The organism is Streptomyces sp. NPDC051180, assembly GCF_040689545.1.
Taxonomy (GTDB): domain Bacteria; phylum Actinomycetota; class Actinomycetes; order Streptomycetales; family Streptomycetaceae; genus Streptomyces.
On sequence record NZ_JBFBBC010000010.1, the window covers coordinates 133,549 to 147,636 of the forward strand.

The 14,088-nt window shown below is 73.3% G+C and carries 14 protein-coding genes; 4 read left to right on the forward strand and 10 right to left on the reverse strand.

Annotation, left to right across the window (positions count from 1 at the left end; all coding sequences use genetic code 11):
- The first annotated feature begins 53 nt into the window (after positions 1 to 53).
- A complete protein-coding gene (locus AB0424_RS19420; RefSeq protein WP_366306962.1) occupies positions 54 to 1,604 on the forward strand; it encodes a M1 family metallopeptidase in 1,551 nt (516 codons plus the stop codon).
- A gap of 24 nt (positions 1,605 to 1,628) precedes the next feature.
- Here AB0424_RS19420 and AB0424_RS19425 read toward each other — a convergent pair whose 3' ends face one another.
- Both AB0424_RS19425 and AB0424_RS19430 read right to left on the reverse strand, forming a co-directional pair.
- Positions 1,629 to 2,510 carry an oxygenase MpaB family protein gene (locus tag AB0424_RS19425; protein ID WP_366306964.1) on the reverse strand — a complete coding sequence of 294 codons (882 nt, stop codon included), beginning with the start codon at positions 2,508 to 2,510 and terminating at the stop codon, positions 1,629 to 1,631.
- 117 nt (positions 2,511 to 2,627) lie between these two features.
- Complete coding sequence (locus tag AB0424_RS19430) at positions 2,628 to 3,113, reverse strand: hypothetical protein (protein ID WP_366306966.1); 486 nt, start codon at positions 3,111 to 3,113, stop codon at positions 2,628 to 2,630.
- A 170-nt stretch (positions 3,114 to 3,283) separates the two neighbouring features.
- Here AB0424_RS19430 and sph point away from each other — a divergent pair, with 170 nt between their 5' ends.
- The gene (gene sph / locus AB0424_RS19435; RefSeq protein WP_366306968.1) at positions 3,284 to 4,276 is read left to right on the forward strand and encodes a sphingomyelin phosphodiesterase; all 993 of its coding nucleotides are present in this window, start codon (positions 3,284 to 3,286) and stop codon (positions 4,274 to 4,276) included.
- 8 nt (positions 4,277 to 4,284) lie between these two features.
- Here sph and AB0424_RS19440 read toward each other — a convergent pair whose 3' ends face one another.
- Positions 4,285 to 4,782 carry a hypothetical protein gene (locus AB0424_RS19440; RefSeq protein ID WP_366306970.1) on the reverse strand — a complete coding sequence of 166 codons (498 nt, stop codon included), beginning with the start codon at positions 4,780 to 4,782 and terminating at the stop codon, positions 4,285 to 4,287.
- 94 nt (positions 4,783 to 4,876) lie between these two features.
- Complete coding sequence (locus AB0424_RS19445) at positions 4,877 to 5,359, reverse strand: macro domain-containing protein (protein ID WP_366306971.1); 483 nt, start codon at positions 5,357 to 5,359, stop codon at positions 4,877 to 4,879.
- 124 nt (positions 5,360 to 5,483) lie between these two features.
- Here AB0424_RS19445 and AB0424_RS19450 point away from each other — a divergent pair, with 124 nt between their 5' ends.
- On the forward strand, positions 5,484 to 6,221 hold the full coding sequence (locus AB0424_RS19450) for a MerR family transcriptional regulator (RefSeq protein WP_366306973.1): 738 nt from the start codon (positions 5,484 to 5,486) through the stop codon (positions 6,219 to 6,221).
- Between the two features lie 4 nt (positions 6,222 to 6,225).
- Here AB0424_RS19450 and AB0424_RS19455 read toward each other — a convergent pair whose 3' ends face one another.
- From AB0424_RS19455 to AB0424_RS19470, 4 genes are read right to left on the reverse strand one after another with little or no spacing between them, the layout of a single operon-like run.
- Entirely contained in the window at positions 6,226 to 8,397 is a 2,172-nt protein-coding gene (locus AB0424_RS19455) for a 3-hydroxyacyl-CoA dehydrogenase NAD-binding domain-containing protein (protein WP_366306975.1), read from the reverse strand.
- Between the two features lie 38 nt (positions 8,398 to 8,435).
- Positions 8,436 to 9,650 carry an acetyl-CoA C-acetyltransferase gene (locus AB0424_RS19460; protein ID WP_366306977.1) on the reverse strand — a complete coding sequence of 405 codons (1,215 nt, stop codon included), beginning with the start codon at positions 9,648 to 9,650 and terminating at the stop codon, positions 8,436 to 8,438.
- A 46-nt stretch (positions 9,651 to 9,696) separates the two neighbouring features.
- Positions 9,697 to 10,839 carry an acyl-CoA dehydrogenase family protein gene (locus AB0424_RS19465; RefSeq protein ID WP_366306979.1) on the reverse strand — a complete coding sequence of 381 codons (1,143 nt, stop codon included), beginning with the start codon at positions 10,837 to 10,839 and terminating at the stop codon, positions 9,697 to 9,699.
- Positions 10,836 to 11,993, reverse strand: a complete 1,158-nt coding sequence (locus AB0424_RS19470; RefSeq protein WP_366306980.1) for a CaiB/BaiF CoA-transferase family protein — start codon at positions 11,991 to 11,993, stop codon at positions 10,836 to 10,838. The genes AB0424_RS19465 and AB0424_RS19470 overlap by 4 nt, the downstream gene beginning before the upstream one ends.
- Positions 11,994 to 12,174: 181 nt before the next feature.
- Between AB0424_RS19470 and AB0424_RS19475 the strand changes: the two genes are divergently transcribed.
- Positions 12,175 to 13,503: a saccharopine dehydrogenase NADP-binding domain-containing protein gene (locus AB0424_RS19475; protein WP_366306982.1), complete on the forward strand. Its 1,329-nt coding sequence runs from the start codon at positions 12,175 to 12,177 to the stop codon at positions 13,501 to 13,503.
- A gap of 45 nt (positions 13,504 to 13,548) precedes the next feature.
- Here the strand turns inward: AB0424_RS19475 and AB0424_RS19480 are convergent, their stop codons facing one another.
- Both AB0424_RS19480 and AB0424_RS19485 read right to left on the reverse strand, forming a co-directional pair.
- Positions 13,549 to 13,920, reverse strand: coding sequence for a VOC family protein (locus AB0424_RS19480; RefSeq protein ID WP_366306983.1), 372 nt, complete (start codon positions 13,918 to 13,920; stop codon positions 13,549 to 13,551).
- A complete protein-coding gene (locus AB0424_RS19485; protein WP_366306984.1) occupies positions 13,917 to 14,051 on the reverse strand; it encodes a hypothetical protein in 135 nt (44 codons plus the stop codon). The genes AB0424_RS19480 and AB0424_RS19485 overlap by 4 nt, the downstream gene beginning before the upstream one ends.
- Positions 14,052 to 14,088: the final 37 nt, after the last annotated feature.

The following is a 14,088-nucleotide window of genomic DNA, read 5'->3' on the forward strand; positions in this document are numbered from 1 at the left end:
CAAGGACCGGCGCCCACCCACGCGTCGTACGTTTCTTACGACTTGGAGCACCCGTGCACCGCAGAATCATCGTTCCGAGCGCCCTCGCGGCCTCCCTGCTGCTGGCGATCCCGGCATCGGCGGCCGACTTCGTCCCCGGTGCCCCGGGCATCGGCGACTCCTACTACCCCACCAGCGGCAACGGGGGCTACGACGTCTCCCACTACGACCTGCGCCTGACGTACCAGCCCGCGACGGACCTGCTGGAGGGCACGGCGACGATCCTCGCCACCACCCGGCAGGACCTGTCCCGGTTCAACCTCGACCTCGGCCTGAGGGTGTCCGAGGTCCGGGTCAACGGCAGGACCGCGCAGTTCACCGCTTCCGGCGACCACGAGCTGGAGGTCACGCCGGCCGCCCCGCTGCCGCGGAACACACCGGTCACGGTGGTCGTCCGCTACGCCGGCAAGCCCTCCGCGTTCACGGTCGACGGCTGGTCGGCCTGGGCCCGCACCCCGGACGGCGGTGTCGCCGCGCAGGAGCCGGACTCGGCCGCGTGGTGGTTCCCGTCCAACGACCATCCCCTGGACAAGGCGACCTTCGACGTCTCCGTCTCGGTGCCGGACGGCCACCAGGCCATCAGCAACGGCGTCCTGCAGTCGCAGTCCTCGCGGCTGGGCCGGACCCGCTACAACTGGCGGTCCGACAAGCCGCAGGCGACGTATCTGGCCACGCTGGCCGTCGGCCGCTTCGACATCACGACCGACCGGACGGCGAACGGGCTGCCGGTCCTCAACGCCTACAGCAAGGACCTCGGCGCCAACGCGGGTGCGGCGCGCGCCTCGGTCGAGCGCACCACCGAGGTCGCCGAGTGGCTGGAGTCGGTCTTCGGCCCGTACCCCTTCAACTCCCTCGGCGGCTACGTGCCGAACGTGACCAGCGGCTTCGCGCTGGAGACGCAGACCCGGCCGTTCTACAGCCCCCGGCAGTTCGCGGGCGGCTCGAACGTGTCGGTGGTCGTCCACGAGCTGGCGCACCAGTGGTACGGGGACAGCGTCTCCGTCCGCGACTGGAAGGACATCTGGATCAACGAGGGTTTCGCCCGCTACAGCCAGTGGCTCTGGTCGGAGAAGGAGGGCGAGGGCACGGCGCGGGAGCTGGCGGACTACGTGTACGCCTCCCGGCCGGCCGGGGACCCGTTCTGGACGGTCAAGCCGGGTGACCCGGGCGCGGAGAACCAGTTCCACGGTGCCGTCTACGACCGGGGCGCGCTCGCCCTCCAGGCGCTGCGCGACGAGGTCGGCGACGAGGACTTCTTCGCGATCCTGAAGGGCTGGCCCCAGGAGTTCGCCTACGGCAACGCGCGGGTGGCCGACTTCGTGAAGTACGCGGAGCGGGTCTCCGGCAAGCCGCTGGCCGGCCTCTTCGACACCTGGCTCTACCAGCCGGTGAAGCCGGCCGCGCCGGCGGCGTCCGCGGCGGGCGCCGCCGCACCCTCCGCCGCCGCGGCGCCGGGCACGGCCGCACGCGTCGGGAAGGCCACCCGGGCCGGGAAGCCCGTCCAGCCGAAGTCGTGGAAGAAGATCGCGGCGACGAACACGATCCACGAGCACGGCGGCCGCTGAGCGGGGCCGTGAGCGGGCCGCCCGTCAGCGCCCGGCGCGGCGGGCGGCCTCGCGGGCCTTCCGGGCCATCGGCAGATAGCGGAGCCGCTCGGGCAGGACGGGGACCACGGCCCGGACGACCCGGGCGAAGCGCCGCAGGGAGCGTTCCTGCGCGTCGGTCCACTCCAGGCCGATGGCCTCCCGGGCGTCCGGCGGCATCATGCCGACGGTCAGGAAGGCCCGCAGCCGCAGGAAGGGGCGGCGCAGCACGGGCCAGAGGAGCCGGAGCGCGAGCCGCACGGGCAGCGGGCCCCGGTCCGGGGCGGGCAGCGGCAGGTCGGTGTCGAGGAGCTCCCGGACGACGGCGGTGGCCTCGATCTCGTCGGCGAGGACCTTCCGGTAGTACGGCCAGAACTCCTCGACGGTCTGCGGCATGTCCCGGTCGTGGATGCCGAGGACGCGGCCGACCCGGAGCCACTCGGCGTACAGCTGCCGCTCCTGCGCCTCGGTGAGGGGGCGGACGAGGAGGCGGAGCCCGTGCCGGTAGATCGGGAAGCCGGTGGCGTGGACCCAGGAGTAGTAGGCCGGGGTGAGGGCGTGGTAGCGGCGGCCGTGGGCGTCGGTGCCCTGGATGGTCCGGTGCAGCTCGCGGAGCCGGCGGCCCTCGCGGGCGGCCTCCTCGCCGCCGTAGATCCACAGCTGGAGCGAGCGCAGGGAGCGTTCGCCGCGGCCCCAGGGGTCGGTCCGGAAGACGGAGTGATCGTCGACGCCGGCGCCGATCGCGGGGTGGGCGACCTGCAGGGTGAGTGCGGCGGGCAGCATCAGGAGCGCCCGGACGTCACCGGCGACGGTCCACAGCACGCCGCCGACGGGCGGCGGGACGGGGTCGTCGGCGGGGGTCCGGTCGGGGCTGGTCCCACGCGGCATGGTCTTCTCCTCCACTGTTCCAGGCTGCCACCCCCTCGTGCCGGGTGCCGCCCACGGCGAAGGGGCCGCCTCCCGGGCTCATTACCCGGGCGACGGCCCCTCTGCGACGGTCGCGGGTCAGCCGCGGTCGGCGCCGACCGGCTCGCCGACGATGCGGGCGGCCAGGGAGTGGGCCCAGGCGTCGACGTCCGCGGTGAGCTCGCGCTCGGCGGCGGCGCGCTCGGTGGCGATCTTCTCGGCGCCGGCGGCGACGATCGCGTCGCGCTCGGCGTTGCCCTCGGCGCGGGCGGCGGCGATGGCGGCCGAGCCCTCCTCGGTGGCCTTGGAGCGGATGCGGGCGGCCTCGTGGCGGGCCTCGGCGAGCTCCGCCTCGTACTGGGCGCGGATCCGCGCGGCCTCGGCGCGCAGGTCGTCGGCGCGGTCGGTGCCGCCGTCGATGGCGTCCTCACGCTCGTCGAGCGTGCGCTTGATCTTGGGCAGGATGGCCTTCGCCATGATGAGGAACGTGATCCCGAACAACACCAGGCCGAGGATGAGCTCGGCCCAGACCGGGTTGAGCGGACCGAGGTCCATCTTGAAGACTGTGGAGTTCGCGAGGGTCATGCGCGCATTCTACCTGGTTCAAATAAGGACAATTCAGACACCGGACCGAGAGTTGGCGTGATCGTGCCTGCTCGGCAAGATTCCCGGCACCCAAAGGCTACCGGAAGGTAACCACGGCTGATTGTATGTGCGGCGCCAGTCCAACCCCCCACCTCTCCATGGGAGTTCATGTGTCGCTCGCCGCGTTCCGCCGCGCCCCCGGCGCCGCCCTTTCCCTCGTGCTCGCCGCGGCCGCCCTGGCGGCCGCCGCCCCCGCCGCGTCCGCGTCCCCCGCGGCCGGCGCCGCCGAGGCACCGCGGCTGAAGGTCCTCACGTACAACACGTTCCTGTTCTCCAAGACGCTCTACCCGAACTGGGGGCAGGACCACCGGGCCAAGGCGATCCCCGCCGCCCCCTTCTTCCAGGGGCAGGACGTCGTCGTGCTCCAGGAAGCCTTCGACAACTCCGCCTCCGACGCCCTCAAGGCGAACGCCGCCGCCCGGTACCCCCACCAGACCCCCGTCGTCGGCCGCAGCAAGAGCGGCTGGGACGCCACCGGCGGCTCCTACTCGGCGACCACTCCCGAGGACGGCGGCGTGACGATCCTCAGCAAGTGGCCGATCGTCCGCAAGGAGCAGTACGTCTACAAGGACGCCTGCGGCGCCGACTGGTGGTCGAACAAGGGCTTCGCGTACACCGTGCTCGACGTGAACGGCAGCCGGGTCCACGTCGTCGGCACCCACGCCCAGTCCACCGACCCGGGCTGCTCGGCGGGCGAGGCGGCGCAGATGCGCAGCCGCCAGTTCAAGGCGATCGACGCCTTCCTCGACGCGAAGAACATCCCGGCGAACGAGCAGGTCGTCGTCGCCGGCGACATGAACGTCGACTCCCACACCCCCGAGTACGGCACGATGCTCGCCGACGCGGGCCTGGCGGGCGCCGACGCCCGCACCGGCCACCCGTACTCCTTCGACACGGACCTGAACTCGATCGCCTCCGAGCGCTACCCGGACGACCCGCGCGAGGACCTGGACTACGTCCTCTACCGCGCCGGCAACGCCCGCCCCGCCGGCTGGACCAACCACGTGGTCCTGGAGCAGAGCGCCCCGTGGACGGTCTCCAGCTGGGGCACGAGCTACACCTACACCAACCTCAGCGACCACTACCCGGTCACCGGCTTCTGAGCCGCGGCTCAGACCCCGGTGCCGCCGAAGACGCCGTAGAGCCAGGCGCCGAGCACCGCGACGACGCAGAGCAGGACGAACCAGGATCCCGCGCTCGTGTGCCGCTCCCCGCGGGGGCGGCGGCCGGGGCGGCCGGCACCCGCCGACCGCCCCGGCTTCGGCCGGCTCCCCTTCGCGCGCTTCCCGGCGCCCGCCGGGACCCGCGCCGGCTCGGCGGCCGCAGCGACGTCGGCCAGCAGCCGCCGGCAGACCGTCGCCAGTTCCGCCGTCCCGGCCGTCAGGTCGACGACCACCTCCGTCCGCGCCGGCGCCGTCGTCCCTCCGTCCAGGAGGCGTCCCGCCCTCAGCAGCGCCCGGTCCTTGCCACCGGTCGGCGCCAGACTGATCCACCGCCGGACGTGCTCCCCGCGGATGACCACCCCACCGCCGCGCTCCCGGTACACCGTGTGCTCCCGCCACAGGACACCGGCCAATTCCGTGGCCGTCTCCCTCAGTTGCGCGTACATCCCGCTCCCCCGTCCCGACTCCCCCTGATGCGAACAGCGGCCGACTCTAGCCGTCGGCCCACGGCAGTCCCGCCGCACCCCGGCCCCCCGCCCCTTACGCTCCGAAGTCGTACACCGTGACCGGTATCCCCCGGTCCGCCAGACGCCCGACGACCAGCGGCTCGACCCGGTCCCAGGAACCGCCCGCCAGGCCGCAGCCGATGCGGGGCACGTGCACGGAGGCGCCCAGCGCGAGCGCCCGGTCCGCGAGCGGCACCAGGGCCGCGTCGATCGCCTCGTACCGCACGGGGGCGCCGGTGCTCCGCGCGGTGCGCGTCCCGTGCTGCCCCACCAGGTTCGCCACCCAGACGTACGGTTCCACCCGGACGAACTGCGCGGCGCCCAGCCCGAAGTCGTTGCGCGCGCGGTCGCGGTGCCACCGCCGGTACTCCGCCTCGGGCTGCGGCCAGCGACGCGAGAGGGCGAGGACGAAGCCCCGGCCCCAGCCCCCGCGGTCGTTGCAGACGTGCGCGATGATCTTGACGCCCTTGGCCTGCGGCGAGGTCGCGTCCCCCTGGACGTATCGGATCGCGTTCATGACGATCACGCTACGGGTGACCACCGACAGTGCCGCCACTCTTTTACAGGGCTGGTGAGACAGCAATACTGTTCAAGCGACCCGGACCGGCGGGTCCGTGGTGCGGGGAAGCGAGGCGGCTCGGATGGGCGTGGGAGGCGAGGGGGAGGACGAGCCCCGCTACACGGTGGACGAGCTGGCGGCACGGGCCGGCGTGACCGTGCGGACGGTCCGTTTCTACGGGACGCGCGGGCTGCTGGCGCCGCCGGTGATCGGGGCCCGGCGGGTCGGGCACTACGGTCCCGGGCACCTGTCGCGGCTGGCGCTGATCGAGGAGCTGCAGCGGCAGGGGATGACGCTGGCGGCGATCGAGCGCTACCTGGAACAGCTGCCGCCGGACCTCAGCGCGCAGGACCTGGCCGTGCACCGGGCGCTGGTGGCGTCGTGGGCGCCCGAGTCCGCGGAGACGATCACGCGGCGGGAGCTGGAGCGGCGCGCCGGCCGGGAGCTGACCGGGCGGGACGTCGAGCGGCTGGCCGCGATGGGCGTCCTCGACCGGACGGACGACAGCGACACCTTCCGGCTGGACGGTTCGCTGCTGCGCCTCGGGGTGGAGATGCTCGACGTGCCCATCGAGCACGAGACGATCCTCGCCTCGCGGACGGTGCTCCTGGAGCACGCGCGCGCCGCCGCGCAGGAGCTCTCCCGGCTCTTCCGGGACGAGGTGTGGAGCCCGTACCGGGAGAGCGGGGAGGACCCGGACCACCTGAGCGCGATGAGGTCGCTCTCGGCCCACATGCAGCCGATGGTGGTCCAGGCCCTCCTCACGGCCTTCCAGCGCTCGCTGAGCGAGGAGCTGCGGACGGCGTTCCGGAGTCCGTGACCGGTCAGTCGTGGAAGGTCTCGCCCCGCTCGGCCTTCTCGACGAGGAGGGCCGGCGGGGTGAAGCGCTCGCCGTAGGTCTCCGCCAGTTCGCGGGCGCGGGCGACGAAGCCGGCGACGCCGCCCTCGTACCCGTTGACGTACTGGAGGATGCCGCCGGTCCACGCGGGGAAGCCGATGCCCATGATGGAGCCGATGTTGGCGTCGGCGACCGAGGTCAGGACGCCCTCCTCCAGGAGGCGGACGGTGTCGAGGGCCTCGGCGAAGAGCATCCGCTCCTGCATGTCCCGGAACGGGATCTCGTGGCCGGGCTTGGCGAAGTGCTCGCGCAGGCCGGGCCAGAGCTTGCCGCGCCTGCCGTCCTCGCCGTACTCGTAGAACCCGGCGCCGCCGCTGCGGCCGGGGCGGCCGAACTCGTCGACCATCCGGTCGATGACGGCCTCGCCCGGGTGGGTGACCCAGACGCCGCCGGCCTCCTCGATCGCGCGCCGGGTCTCGTTGCGGATCTTCCGCGGCAGGGTGAGGGTCAGCTCGTCCATGAGGGAGAGGACCTTGGCCGGGTAGCCGGCCTGGGCGGCGGCCTGCTCGACCGACGCGGGCTCGATGCCCTCGCCGACCATCGCCACGCCCTCGTCGATGAAGTGGCCGATCACGCGGGAGGTGAAGAAGCCGCGCGAGTCGTTGACGACGATCGGGGTCTTGGCGATCTGGCGGACCAGGTCGAAGGCGCGGGCCAGGGCCTCGTCGCCGGTGTGCTCGCCCTTGATGATCTCGACGAGCGGCATCTTGTCGACCGGCGAGAAGAAGTGCAGGCCGATGAAGTCGCCCTGACGCTCCACGCCCTCGGCCAGGACGGAGATCGGCAGGGTGGAGGTGTTGGAGCAGAGCAGCGCGTCGGGCTCGACGACGTGCTGGATCTCCTGGAACACCTTGTGCTTGAGCGCGGTGTCCTCGAAGACCGCCTCGATGACCGCGTCGCAGCCCGCCAGGTCGGCGACGTCGCCGGTCGGGGTGATGCGGGCGAGGAGGGCGTCGGCCTTCTCCTGCGTGGTGCGGCCGCGGGAGACGGCCTTGGCGCAGAGCTTCTCGGAGTACGCCTTGCCCTTCGCGGCGGACTCGGCGGAGACGTCCTTGAGCACGACCTCGATGCCGGCGCGGGCGCAGGAGTACGCGATGCCGGCGCCCATCATGCCGGCGCCGAGGACGGCGACCTTGCGGACCTGGCGCCTGGCCACGTCCTTCGGGCGGCTGGCGCCGGAGTTGACGGCCTGGAGGTCGAAGAAGAACGCCTGGATCATGTTCTTCGCGGTCTGGCCGGTGACCAGCTCGGTGAAGTAGCGGGACTCGATGGTCAGCGCGGTCTCGAAGTCGACCTGGGAGCCCTCGACGGCGGCGGCCATGATCGCGCGGGGCGCCGGGTAGGGCGCGCCGGCCAGCTGCTTGCGCAGGTTGGCCGGGAAGGCCGGGAGGTTGGCGGCGAACTTCGGGTGCGACGGGGTGCCGCCGGGGATGCGGTGGCCGGGGACGTCCCAGGGCTGGCGGGACTCGGGGTTGGCGTCGATGAAGGCGATGGCCTTGGCCATCATCTCCTCGGGGGTGGCGGCCAGTTCGTGGACGAGACCGCTGTCCAGGGCGCGCCGCGGGTTGTACTGGGTGCCCTGGAGCAGCACCTTGAGCAGGGCGTCGGTGATGCCCATGAGGCGGACGGTGCGGGTGACGCCGCCGCCGCCCGGCAGCAGGCCCAGGGTGACCTCGGGCAGGCCGATCTTGGAGCCGGGGGCGTCGAGGGCGATCCGGTGGTGGGAGGCGAGCGCGATCTCGTACCCTCCGCCGAGCGCGGCGCCGTTGATCGCGGCGACGACGGGCTTGCCGAGGGTCTCGATGCGGCGCAGGGCGTTCTTCATCTCCATCGCGGAGTCGAAGATGTCCCGGGCGTGCTCGGGACCCGCCTTGATCATGTCCTTGAGGTCGCCGCCGGCGAAGAAGGTCTTCTTGGCGGAGGTGTAGATGATGCCGCGGATGGAGTCCTTCTCGGCCTCCACGCGGTCGGCGATCGCCGTGACGGAGGCCCGGAAGGCCCGGTTCATGGTGTTGGCGGACTGGTCGGGGTCGTCGAGGACGAGGGTGACGATCCCGGTCGCGTCCTGCTCCCAGCGGATGGTGGTGCTCTCGCTCATGGCTCTGCTTCTCCGTAAGAGGGTTGCGGACGGGACGGTCAGACGCGCTCGATGACGGTGGCGATGCCCATGCCGCCGCCCACGCACAGGGTGGCGAGGCCGTAGCGCTTGTCCTGGCGCTCCAGCTCGTCGACGAGGGTGCCGAGGATCATCGCGCCGGTGGCGCCGAGCGGGTGGCCGAGCGCGATGGCGCCGCCGTTGACGTTGACCTTGTCCAGGGTGGTGCCCATGTCCTTGACGAAGCGCAGGACGACGGCGGCGAACGCCTCGTTGATCTCGATGAGGTCGATGTCGTCGATGGTGAGGCCGGCCTTGTCGAGGGCCTTGCGGGTGGCCGGGGCGGGACCGGTGAGCATGATGGTCGGCTCGGAGCCGGAGACGGCGGCCGAGACGATCCGGGCGCGCGGGGTCAGGCCGTACCGCTCGCCGACCGCCCGGGAGCCGATGGCGACGAGGGAGGCGCCGTCGACGATGCCGGAGGAGTTGCCGGCGTGGTGGACGTGGTCGATCTCCTCGATCCAGTGGTACTTCTGCAGCGCGACCGCGTCGAAGCCGCCCAGCTCGCCGATGTCGGCGAAGGAGGGCTTGAGGCGGGCGAGGGAGTCGGCGGTGGTGCCGGGGCGCAGGTGCTCGTCGTGGTCGAGGACGGTCAGTCCGGCGCGGTCCTTGACGGGGACGATCGACCGGGCGAAGCGGCCGTCCTTGACGGCGGCGGCGGCGCGCTCCTGGGAGAGGGCGGCGTACTCGTCGACGTCGCGGCGGCTGAAGCCCTCGATGGTGGCGATGAGGTCGGCGCCGATGCCCTGGGGGACGAAGTTGGTCTCCAGGTTGGTCATCGGGTCGGCGAACCAGGCGCCGCCGTCGGAGGCCATCGGCACCCGGGACATCGACTCCACGCCGCCGGCGAGGACGAGGTCCTCCCAGCCGGAGCGGACCTTCATGGCGGCCATGTTGACCGCTTCGAGGCCCGAGGCGCAGAAGCGGTTCTCCTGGACGCCGGCGACGGTGTCCGGCAGTCCGGCGGCGATGGCCGCGATCCGGGCGATGTCGGAGCCCTGGTCGCCGACGGGGCCGACGACGCCGAGGACGATGTCGTCGATGGCGGCCGGGTCGAGCCCGGGGTTGCGGGACTGGATCTCCCGGATGAGGCCGACGACCAGGTCGATCGGCTTGGTGCCGTGCAGGGAGCCGTTGGCCTTGCCGCGTCCGCGCGGGGTGCGGATCGCGTCGTACACGTACGCTTCGGTGCTCACGGAAAGCCTTTCGCGATGAGGGTGGGAGGGAGCGGGCGGCGGGAGGTCAGCCGAGGAGGGACCGGCCGATGATCTCCTTCATGATCTCGGTGGTGCCGCCGTAGATGGTCTGGATGCGGCCGTCCGTGTAGGCGCGGGCGACCGGGAATTCGCTCATGTAGCCGTATCCTCCGTGCAGTTGGAGGCAGCGGTCGGCGACCCGCTTCTGGAGTTCGGTCGCCCACCACTTGGCCATCGAGGCGTGGACGGCGTCCAGCGCGCCCTCGGCGTGCTCCTCGATGCAGCGGTCGACGAAGGTCCGGGTGACGGCGCACTCGGTGGCCATCTCGGCGATCTCGAAGCGGACGTGCTGGAGCCGGGAGAGCGGCCGGCCGAACGCCTCGCGCTCCTTGACGTAGGTGGTGGTGAGCTCCAGGAGGTGCTCGGCCGAGGCGATGCCGGCGACGGCGATGGCCAGGCGCTCCTGGGCGAGGTTGGTCATCAGGTGGAGGAAGGCGCCGTTGAGCTCGCCGAGGAGGTTCTCCTTGGGGACGCGGACGTCGTGGAAGAACAGCTCGGCGGTGTCCTGGGCCTTCTGGCCGATCTTGTCGAGGTTCCGGCCGCGCTCGAAGCCCTCCATGCCCCGCTCCACCACGAGCAGGGACAGGCCGCGGGCGCCGCCCTCCGGGGTGGTGCGGGCGACGACGACCACCAGGTCGGCGAGGATGCCGTTGGAGATGAAGGTCTTGGAGCCGTTGAGGACCCAGTGGTCGCCCCGGTCCTCCGCGGTCGTGCGGATGCCCTGCAGGTCCGAACCCGCCCCCGGCTCCGTCATCGCGATCGCCGTGACCGTCTCGCCCGAACAGAATCCGGGCAGCCAGCGCCGCTTCTGCTCCTCGGTGCCCAGCGAGGTGAGGTACGGGCCGATGATGTCGTTGTGCAGGCCGATGGCCAGTCCGGGCGCCCCGGCGCGGGTGAACTCCTCGGCGAGGACCGCGCCGTAGCGGAAGTCGGGGTTGCCGCCGCCTCCGTGCTCCTCGTCGACGGCGATGCCCAGCAGGCCCTGCCGTCCGGCGGCGAGCCAGACCTCGCGGGAGACGATGCCGTCCTTCTCCCACTGCGCGTAGTGGGGCAGCACCTCCTTCTCCAGGAAGGTGCGCACGACCGCGCGGAACGCCTCGTGGTCGGCGGTGTAGAGCTGACGCTTCATGCTTCGGTCTCCTGGGTCTGGGACGGGGTCGCCAGCGCGGGTACGGCCCAGTCGCGGGCGACCTCGGCGGTGTCGGCACCGGGCAGGGCGGGGCCCGTGCGGAGGGTGCCGGGCGTGACGGAGAAGCGGGGTGCGGGGGCGGGCTGGGCGATGCCGTCCCGCTCGGCGAAGGTGGCGCGGGCGGCGAGGTGCGGGTGGGCCGGCGCCTCGCGCAGGGAGAGGACGGGGGCGACGCAGGCGTCGCTGCCGTCGAAGACGGCCGTCCACTCCGCGCGGGTGCGGCTCCGGAAGCGGGTGGCGACGGCCTCGCGCAGCTCGGGCCAGCGGGCGAGGTCGTGGCGGGCGGAGGCGGCCTCCTCGACGCCGAGGAGTCGGACGAACTCCCCGTAGAACCGCTCCTCCAGGGCGCCGACGGCCATGTGACCGTCGTCGGAGGTCGCGTAGACGCCGTAGAACGGGCAGCCGCCGTCGAGCAGGTTGACGCCCCGGCGGTCCTGCCATCCGCCGGCCGCCAGCATGCCGTGGATCATGGTGGTGAGGTGCGCGGTCCCGTCGACGATGGCGGCGTCGACGACCTGGCCCTCGCCGTGCGTGCGGGCGTGCCGGAGGGCGGCGAGGACGCCGATGACGAGGTAGAGGGAGCCGCCGGCGTAGTCGCCGACGAGGTTCGCCGGGACCGTGGGCGGGCCGTCCGGGTCGGGGCCGATCATGCCCAGGGCGCCGGTGAGGGCGATGTACCCGATGTCGTGGCCGGCGGTGTGGGCGAGCGGCCCGTCCTGGCCCCAGCCGGTCATCCGGCCGTAGACCAGGCGGGGGTTGCGGGCGAGGCACGCCTCGGGGCCGACGCCGAGGCGCTCGGCGACGCCGGGGCGGTAGCCCTCGATCAGGACGTCGGCGCGTTCGACCAGGTCGAGGACGGTGGCCGGGCCCTCCGCGGCCTTGAGGTCGACGAGGACGGACCGCTTGTTGCGGTTGGTGAGGTCGCGGGCCGGGTCGATGCCGAGTCCCGGGCCGCCGGGGCGGTCGACGCGCACGACGTCGGCGCCCAGGTCCGCGAGGACCATGGCGGCGAAGGGACCGGGGCCGATCCCGGCGAGTTCGACCACGCGCACCCCGGTGAGCGGGCCGTTCCCGGCCGTGTGCGTGGTGGTCATCGAGCCCCCAGGAGTGTGTGACACCAATGATGTAACACCGGAGATGCTAGGAACGTGTTCCACTCGGCACAAGCCCCCCGGCCGAGCAAGCGCTTGGAAATTGCGCGGCCGTCGACTTCCGCTATCCTCCGCCGACGACAACCGCGCACGGCGGCGCGGTACGGCCGAGACGAGGGGCTCGATGGACACAGGGGCGGACAGCGGACACGAGGCCGGCACGGGACCGGAGGCCGGGAACGGCTCCGGAACGGCCGGCTCCTCGGCCGGGGCCGGGGCTCCGGCACCCGGCGCGGCGCGGGAGGCCGGGACCTCCGAGGCCGGCGCGCCGCGGGAGGCCGGGGCGAGGCCCTACGACGTGGTCCTCTTCGGGGCGACCGGGTTCGTCGGCGAGCTCACCGCGGAGTACCTGGCCGAGCACGCCCCGGCGGAGTGCCGCTGGGCGCTGGCGGGCCGCAACCGGGCGGCGCTGACCGCCCTGCGCGACGGTCTCGCCGCCCGGTGGCCGCACTGCGCGGACCTGCCGGTCCTCGTCGCCGACGCCGACGACGCGGCCTCGCTGCGCGAGCTGGCCGAGTCGACCCGGGTCGTGGCGACCACCGTCGGCCCCTACGTCTGGTACGGCGACGGGCTCGTCGCCGCCTGCGCGGAGGCCGGCACGGACTGCGTGGACCTCACCGGCGAGGCCGAGTTCGTCGACCGGACCTACGTCCGGCACGACGCGCGGGCCCGGGAGACCGGCGCCCGGATCGTGCACGCCTGCGGCTTCGACTCCGTCCCGCACGACCTGGGCGTGTACTTCACCGTCCGGCAGCTCCCGGAGGGCGTGCCGCTCCGCGTCGACGGCTTCGTCCGGGCCGGGGCCGCCTTCTCCGGCGGCACCTTCGCCTCCGCCCTCACCGCGATGGGCCGGGGCCGGGAGATGCTGCGCGCCTCGCGCGAACGGCACCTGCACGAACCGAGGCTGGTGGGCCGCCGGGCCCGCGCGCCGCTGGGCGGGCCGCGGTTCAGCACGGAGACGGGCACCTGGGCGCTGCCGCTGCCGACCCTCGACCCGCAGATCGTGGCGCGCTCGGCCGCCGGGCTGGAGCGGTACGGACCGGACTTCCGCTACCGGCACTACGCCTCGGTGAAGACCCTGCCGATGGCCCTCGGCGGCGCGGCCGCCGTCGGCGCGAGCGTCGCCGCCGCGCAACTGCCGTCCGTGCGGGGCTGGCTGATGGAGCGTTACTCGGCGGGCGAGGGCCCTTCGACCGAGCGGCGCGCCCGCAGCTGGTTCTCCGTCCGGTTCGTCGGCGAGGGCGGCGGACGGCGGGTCTTCACCGAGGTGTCCGGCGGCGACCCGGGGTACGACGAGACGGCCAAGATGCTGGCCGAGTCCGCCCTCTGCCTGGCCTTCGACCCGCTGCCGAAGACCGCGGGCCAGGTGACCACGGCGGTGGCGATGGGCGACGCGCTCACCGACCGGCTGCGGGCGGCGGGCATCCGCTTCCGGGTGGCGCACCGGAGCTGACCGCGGCCTGATCGACGACCCCCTGGCGGGGCGCCGGGCCCGGGCTCAGAGCCGGACGAGCCGGAAGGGGTGGCCGGCCGGGTCGGCGTAGACGCGCCAGGCCGGGTCGGCGCCCCCGCCGTCGAGGGGCGTCGCACCGAGCGCGACGACGGCCTCCTCGGCCGCGTCCAGGTCGTCGACCCGCACGTCGAGGTGGAACTGCTGCTCGGGCGCGCCCCAGACCGGCGGGCGGTGGTCGGCCACGCTCTGGAAGACGAGGACGGCCCCGTCGTCGCCGCGCAGCACGACACAGGCGTCGCCCACGGCCCACCGGGGATCGGGACGCTCCACCGCACCACCCACCAACCGGCGGTAGAAGCGGGCGAGTTCCCCCGCGTCCCGGCAGTCCAGGACGACGCACCACGCCTGCCCGATCACGCGAGCGCCCAGGCGGCGACGGTGTAGAGCACGGCGCAGACCCAGGCCAGGGCGAGCATCCCGGCGGTGGCGAGCGCGAGGGCGAGGCCGCGCCCGGCGGAACGCGGGGGCACGGAGAGGGGAGTCGTCATGCCCCCACCCTGCCGGTCGGGGCGACGGGACCGGTAT